This window comes from Streptomyces sp. NPDC007095 (assembly GCF_040634475.1).
In the GTDB taxonomy this organism is placed as follows: domain Bacteria; phylum Actinomycetota; class Actinomycetes; order Streptomycetales; family Streptomycetaceae; genus Streptomyces.
The window spans coordinates 57,322-64,560 of the sequence record NZ_JBEYFS010000035.1 but is presented as its reverse complement, the minus strand read 5'-3'; the positions used below and the strand labels follow the sequence as shown (position 1 = coordinate 64,560).

5 protein-coding genes are annotated in these 7,239 nt (G+C 69.9%); 3 read left to right on the top strand and 2 right to left on the bottom strand.

What is annotated here, in order from left to right:
- Nucleotides 1-112: 112 nt before the first annotated feature.
- Nucleotides 113-838, bottom strand: a complete 726-nt coding sequence (locus tag ABZ656_RS14810) for an LPXTG cell wall anchor domain-containing protein (protein WP_360267979.1) — start codon at nt 836-838, stop codon at nt 113-115.
- Nucleotides 839-1,022: 184 nt separating this feature from the next.
- Here ABZ656_RS14810 and ABZ656_RS14805 point away from each other — a divergent pair, with 184 nt between their 5' ends.
- Nucleotides 1,023-3,308 carry a protein kinase gene (locus tag ABZ656_RS14805; RefSeq protein WP_360267976.1) on the top strand — a complete coding sequence of 762 codons (2,286 nt, stop codon included), beginning with the start codon at nt 1,023-1,025 and terminating at the stop codon, nt 3,306-3,308.
- 216 nt (nt 3,309-3,524) lie between these two features.
- On the opposite strand, the gene ABZ656_RS14800 is transcribed toward ABZ656_RS14805, so the two are convergent.
- Complete coding sequence (locus ABZ656_RS14800) at nt 3,525-5,018, bottom strand: amino acid permease (protein WP_360267973.1); 1,494 nt, start codon at nt 5,016-5,018, stop codon at nt 3,525-3,527.
- Nucleotides 5,019-5,256: 238 nt separating this feature from the next.
- On the opposite strand from ABZ656_RS14800, the gene ABZ656_RS14795 reads away from it, so the two are divergent.
- Both ABZ656_RS14795 and ABZ656_RS14790 read left to right on the top strand, forming a co-directional pair.
- Complete coding sequence (locus ABZ656_RS14795; protein ID WP_067370189.1) at nt 5,257-5,745, top strand: ribose-5-phosphate isomerase; 489 nt, start codon at nt 5,257-5,259, stop codon at nt 5,743-5,745.
- 678 nt (nt 5,746-6,423) lie between these two features.
- Nucleotides 6,424-7,233 (top strand): DNA-formamidopyrimidine glycosylase family protein, encoded by an 810-nt coding sequence (locus ABZ656_RS14790; protein WP_360267969.1) that lies wholly within the window; start codon nt 6,424-6,426, stop codon nt 7,231-7,233.
- The last annotated feature ends 6 nt before the right edge of the window (nt 7,234-7,239 follow it).

Below are 7,239 nucleotides of genomic sequence, written 5' to 3'. Positions count from 1 at the left end.
TGGAGGCCTCCCGCATCTACCGCGATCTCACCCGCGCCGCAGGCGAGATGACGACAGCCCTCACTCTGCTCAGGACCTCCGTGGAAGGCCTCCGGCGTCCCGGCCCACCCCGTCACGACTGCGGATGCCGGCGAGGCCGCCGCTGGGCCCACCACATCCCCGCCGCCCCGACGGAGACGAGGGCCGCCCCCGCCGCGCCGAGCGGCAGAAGGTCACTCCCGGCGCCGGTCTTGGGCAACTGGTCGCCGCCGGGTGTCACCGGCTTGTTCTCGGTGTCGAGCAGCAGCGGAGTGGCCGGCGCGTTCGGCGACGGGTTCGTCGTACCGAAGGGCACCGGGCCCTGCTGCCAGAACGTCTTCTTTCCGTCGCTGTCCTGCACCGGCAGGCAGATCTTTCCGGTCTTGCTCAGATCGAAGGTCGCGGCGACGGCGTACGACTGCGACTTTCCGGCCGCGAGATTGCCGACATCGCACACGAATCCACTGTTCGAACCCTTGGGCAGATCCTTGTCCGCCATGACGGAACAGCCTTTGACGCTCTTGACCTTCAGGCCGTCGAATCCGACCACCAATAGCCGGATCTTTCCGCTGTCCTTGGTTCCCTCATTCTTCACCGTGGCGGTCAGCGCCGTTTCGTGCGTGCTGTTGTCCACCGAGATCTTCTCGGGCAGCGACGTGGTCAGCTTGACGCCCGCCGGTGCCGGGTCCACGGCCTTTCCCCCCTTGCTGCTCCCCGGTCCCTGGTCGTCCGCGACGGCGGTGAAGGAAAGGATCATCACGGCCGAGAAAGATGCCGTGAGCAGCGATCCCGCGATGGTCGTCGTGTGACGAGAACTCATGTTCGCCCCCCTTGGCTGCGCCTGAATTCGCAGTACTTGAAGAGGTACCACAAGATTTCTCCGCACTATGCTGGTACGGCATGAAGTGTGACCATTGTGTTTCTCCTGTGGCGGACGATTGTGGCGGGTGTTGAGGGGGTGCAGGGGTTTGACGGGGAATGCGAGTGGCGGTGTTCCGGGATTATTGGTGACGGGTCGATATCGGCTGGCCGAGAGTATTGGCCAGGGGGGAATGGGGCGGGTGTGGCGGGCCACCGACGAAATGCTCGACCGGCAGGTCGCCGTCAAGGAAATGCGGATCGACGGACTCGACCCGGAGGACACTCGAACCCGCCGCGAACGCACCCTGCGCGAAGCCAGGGCCACGGCCCGGATCGACCATCCCAATGTCGTGCGCATCTACGACGTCGTGGACCAGGGCGAGCGGCTGTGGATCGTCATGGAACTCGTCGCCGGCCGCTCCCTCGAACAGCTCGTGGTCGAGGACGGACCGCTCGACCCGCCCGCCGCGGCCCGTATCGGGCTCGAACTGGTCGCGGCGCTGCGCCAGGTGCACGCCGGGGGAGTACTGCACCGGGACATCAAGCCGGGCAACGTCCTGGTCGAGCGGCGGGGCCATCGGGTCGTCCTCACCGACTTCGGCATCGCCGCGCTCCAGGACGCGGAGGCGCTCACCATGGTCGGGATGCTGGTCGGCTCCCCGGACTACATGGCACCCGAGCGTGTCTCCGGACGCCCCCAGGGCCCGCCGTCCGACGTCTGGTCCCTGGGCGCGACGCTCTGCGCGGCCCTCGGCGGCCGCTCTCCGTTCTCCCGTTCGACCACCCTGGCGACGTTGCATGCGGTCCTGTACGAGGAGCCCGAACTCCCCACCACAGTCGGTGACTTGGGGGAGATCCTGGCCGCCCTGCTGGAGAAGGAGCCGTCGACCCGACCGGGTCTGGAGGAGCTGGAGACGGCGCTGCGCCCGATCGCGTTCCCCCGACCGGAAGAGACCGAATCCCCGGAAGCGGGGCCCGTACCCGAACCAGCGGAGGGAACACCGGAAGCACCGGAAGCACCGGAAGCACCGGAAGCACCGGAAGCACCGGAAGCGCCAGGGACACAGGAGACATCGGAAGCGTCAGAGACGCGGGAGGCACCGGAGGCACCAGAGGCATCCGAGACGCCAGTGGTGGGAGGGACGGCTGAGGCTCCGGATGCGCCGGAGATGCCGGAGACACCGGAATCCGCGCCGCCCCCCGTCCCCCCGTTCCATCAGGAGTCGCCCACGCGCGCGCTCCTGGACGTGAGCCTCATACGCGCCGCGCAACACCCCCCGCCCCAGCGGGACCCCGAACCGACCCCGGAACCGGACTCCGAGACGGACCCCGTACAGGACGCCATCCCGGAGCCCGCCCCCACACCCGATCCAACGCCCGAACCCACACCCACTGTCGAACCCACGCCCGCCCTCGAACCCACGCCCAAACCCGCCGCCGTCCCCCAACCCGCCCCTGAAACCACACCCACGCCCAAACCCGCCCCCGTCCCCCAACTCGCCCCTGAAGCCACACCCACACCCGCCCCCGTCCCCCAACCCGCCCCTGAAGCCACACCCAAACCCGCCGCCGTCCCCCAACTCGCCCCTGAAGCCACACCCACACCCGCCCCCGTCCCCAAACCCGCCCCCGAGCCCAGCGCACCCCCGGCGCTTCCCGAACCCCCCTCCCTCGCCACGCACACCACGGTCTCCCGCGCGGTGGTCATGCCGCCGGGCGAACTCCCCGGCCCCGCGGTGCCCTCCGTCCCACGCCGGGGCCGGCGCCGGATGGGCCTGGCGGCCGCCGGTGGTGTGGTGATCGTGGGAACCGTCGTCGGGCTCGTCATGGCGCAGACCGGCGGCTCCTCCCACGACACGACCGGCGCGTCCGTCTCTACCTCTACCTCCGCCTCCGCCTCGACCTCACCATCGGCCTCGTCGACGTCACCGAACTCCGCGCAGACCTCATCCACCGGCCCCTCCTCCCCACCCCCCACCGTCGAAGGCACATCACGCCCGCCGAGCCTGCCGGCGGGCGCCCGGAAGGAGGCCGGGCTGTACGCGTGGGTGCCGCCGCAGGGCTGGCAGCGGGTGGCGGAGAGCGGTTCCGAGGTGCACTACACCTCGCCCGACCGTGCGCAGGAGATCGTGGCCAACGCGACCCCGGCCCGGGGTGATCTGCTGGCGCAGTGGCAGCAGGCGGAGGTGGGCACCAGCAAGGGCCGCAACTACCGCAGGATCCGCCTGGAGCGCACCACGTTCCGCGGCGCGCCCGCGGTCGTGTGGGAGTACACCGTCACGGCCAGGGACCGGCTCTGGCACGTCCGACTGCTCGGTTTCCGCTCCGGCGGCACGTCGTACGAGATCAGCACCTGGTACCACCCCGACATCGAGGCGACCGCGCTCCCCGTCTACGACGAGGTCAAAAAGAGCTTCACGCCCCTGTGAACAGATGGGGAGGGGCCCGGCGGCAGCTGCCGCCCCCCGCCCCCCCCCAAGCCGAATACCCGCGAAGACCGGCCCCGGCGGGACGCCGGCCGCGGAAGGCACGGCGGCCGGCCCGCTTGATGACCACGGAACCGAGGACGACACCGGCGACCAGCAGCAGGAAGACCGCCGGGCCCCTCCCCGTTACCGATTCCGCCGGATTCGGCGTCCGGGTGCTCAGGCCTCCGACGTGGCGTCGACCGGTTCCCCGGCGCCCACCGGCGCGCTGACGCCCGCCGGCTCGGTCGCCGCGGAGCCGCCGAGCTTCTGCTTCACGAAGGCGATCACGAGCACGATCGCGGCGACGAGCAGCGACAGCAGTACGGTCTCGCGTCCGTCGTGTTCCGTGTCGGTCAGCATGTAGCCGAGGACGAAGACGATCAGTGCGGCCGTCGCCCAGGTCAGGTAGGGGTACAGCCACATCTTCACGACCAGCTTCTCCGGCGACTCGCGCTGGATGATCTTCCGCATCCGCAGCTGCGAGAAGCAGATGACCAGCCAGACGAACAGGGCGACCGCGCCGGAGGAGTTGACGAGGAAGAGGAAGACCGAGTCCGGGAACTTGTAGTTGAAGAAGACGGCGACGAAGCCGAAGACGACCGAGACGACGATCGCGGCCATCGGCACACCGCGCGAGGTGGTCTTCGCGAACACCTTGGGCGCGTCGCCGCGCTCGCCGAGCGAGAACGCCATCCGGGAGGCCGTGTAGAGCCCGGAGTTCAGGCAGGACAGCACGGAGGTCAGCACGATGAAGTTCATGATCTGACCGGCGTGCGCGATACCGAGGGAGTCGAGGGCGGCGACGTAGGAGCCCTTGTCCTTGATGGAGGGGTCGTTCCACGGCAGCAGGGACACGACCACGAGGATCGAGCCCAGGTAGAAGACGCCGATGCGCCAGATGATGCTGTTGGTGGACTTGGTGACGGCCCGCTGCGGGTCCTCGGACTCACCGGCGGCGAGGGTCGCGATCTCGCTGCCCATGAAGGAGAAGACGACCAGGAGCACACCGGTGAGGATCGCGCCGGGCCCGTGCGGCAGGAAGCCGCCGTGGTCGCTCAGATTCCCCAGGCCGGCCTTCGGGGCGTCGACACCCGGCAGCACGCCGAAGATCGCGAGCGCGCCGACGATGATGAACGCGCCGATCGCCACGACCTTGATCCCGGCGAACCAGAACTCGAACTCACCGTAGGAGCCGACGGAGACCAGGTTGGTCGCGGTGAGCACGATCATCACAATGAGCGCCCAGCCCCACTGCGGTACGCCGGGCATCCAGCTTTCGAGGATCTTGGCTCCCGCGGTCGCCTCGACGGCGAGCACGACCACCCAGAAGAACCAGTACAGCCAGCCGATCGAGAAACCGGCCCAGCGCCCGAGCGCGCGGTCCGCGTGCGCGGAGAACGAACCGGAGGTCGGGTTCGCGGCGGACATCTCGCCCAGCATCCGCATCACCAGCACCACGAGCGTGCCGACGAGGGCGTAGGAGAGGAGGATTCCGGGGCCCGCGGTGGCGATACCGGAGCTGGAGCCCACGAAGAGGCCGGCTCCGATGACGCCACCGATGGCGATCATGGTCAGATGGCGGTTCTTGAGTCCGGCCTGGAGGCCTGAACCGGGTTCTCCGGGGCCTCCGTGGCCGCTTGCGGCCTTTGTGGGGGTCGGCTGCGAGGTCATGAGGGGGATTCCTTTGCGCCGGGTGAGCAGATTTCCGTACGAGCGGTGTACGGACCCGAGCGAGTCCTTGTAGGGACCCTGTAACGAGCCGGTCCAGTGAATCGGAGGCAAAGGAATTCGTGAACCTTTGAATCCGGATCGTTACTTGAGGTTTCCTTGAGGTTTGTAGCCCTGCTCACAGTTTTCGCTGGCGGCACCCGGCGAGGCCGATCCGAAACAGCCGTGTCACACTCGGACCATGCGCGTGTATCTCGGCTCCGATCATGCCGGTTTCGAACTCAAGAACCACCTCGTCGAGTGGCTCAAGGCCGCCGGGCACGAGCCCGTCGACTGCGGGCCCCTCATCTACGACGCCCAGGACGACTACCCGCCGTTCTGCCTCCGCGCGGCGGAGCGTACGGCGGCCGACCCCGAGGCCCTCGGCATCGTGATCGGCGGCTCCGGCAACGGGGAGCAGATCGCGGCGAACAAGGTGGACGGGGTCCGTGCCGCGCTCGCCTGGAGCGAGGAGACGGCGTCGCTGGGCCGCCAGCACAACAACGCCAACGTGGTGGCGGTGGGTGCGCGTATGCACTCCGAGGAGGAGGCGACGAAGTTCGTGGAGGTGTTCCTCTCCACGCCCTTCTCCGGTGACGAGCGCCACATCCGCCGCATCGACATGCTCTCGGCCTACGAGAAGACCGGCGACCTCCCGCCCGTCCCACCCCACCACCCCCAGCAGGCCTGAGTCCTCGGCTGCGGGTGGGGGGGTGCTCGCACAGTTCCCCGCGTCCCTACGGGACCGGGGCTGCGCCCCGGATCCCCGCCCGCCCGAAGTTCTTCGGCCGCGGGCCGGTGGGGGCTGGTCGCGCAGTTCCCCGCGCCCCTGAAAGCCTTCAGCCTGCCCGGCGTTCCGGGACGAGCCTGGGGGCCGATGCCCCACCTGCCCCGGTCGGGCCGCATGTTCAGCCCGTCCGGCGTTCCGGGACGAGCCTGGGGGCCGATGCCCCACCCGCCCTGGTCGGGCCGCATGTTCAGCCCGTCCGGCGTTCCGGGACGAGCCTGGGGGCCGATGCCCCACCTGCCCCGGTCGGGCCGTATCTTCAGCCCGTCCGGCGTTCCGGGACGAGCCTGGGGGCCGATGCCCCACCCGCCCTGGCCGGGCCGCATGTTCAGCCCGTCCGGCGTTCCGGGACGAGCCTGGAGGCCGATGCCCCACCCGCCCCGGTCGGGCCGTATCTTCAGCCCGTCCGGCGTTTGAGGACGAGGCCGTTCAGGCCGATGCTGGGGTCCAGGGGGCGCAGCGCCCCTGGCGGGGGCTGGGGCGGAGCCCCAGAGGGATGGGACGGGTAGGGGCGGCGGGGGCGAGACACCCCTCCCCGAGCCGTCCGCGCCGTAGAAGACACTGCCGCACGAGGAGGACCCCGTGCCCGAGGGGCACACGATTCACCGGCTGGCCGAGGACTACCAGGCCAGGTTCGCAGGCGGGCCCACCCGCGTCACCAGCCCCCAGGGCAAGTTCACCGACGCCGCCGCCCTCCTCGACGGCACCCCCCTCGAACACGCCGACGCCCACGGCAAACACCTCTTCCTCGCCTTCCGCGCCGCCGACTGGATCCACATCCACCTCGGCCTCTTCGGCAAGGTGAACTTCGGCGACGCCCCCGCCCCGCCCCCCACCGACACGGTCCGCCTCCGCCTCGCGAACGCCACCTCGTACGTCGACCTCCGCGGCCCCACCACCTGCGCCCTGATCACGGACGAAGAGAAGCAGGCGATACACGCCCGCCTCGGCCCGGACCCCCTCCGCGCCGACGCGGACCCGTCGGCGGCGTACCGCCGCGTCTCCCGCAGCCGTACGACGATCGCCGCGCTCCTCATGGACCAGAAGATCATCGCGGGCGTCGGGAACGTCTACCGCGCAGAAGTCCTCTTCCGGCACGGCATCGATCCGTACCGCACGGGGAAGGACATCACCCCGACGCAGTGGGACGCGATCTGGACGGACCTGGTGGCACTCATGCGCGAGGGCGTCCGCAACAACCGCATCGACACCGTCCGCCCGGAACACACCCCGGAGGCCATGGGCCGCCCACCGCGCGTGGACGACCACGGCGGCGAGGTGTACGTGTACCGCAGGGCCAACCTGCCCTGCCACATCTGTGGCGGCGAGATCCGCACCGCCGGTCTCGCCGCCCGCAACCTCTTCTGGTGCCCGACCTGCCAGAACCGCTGAACCGGA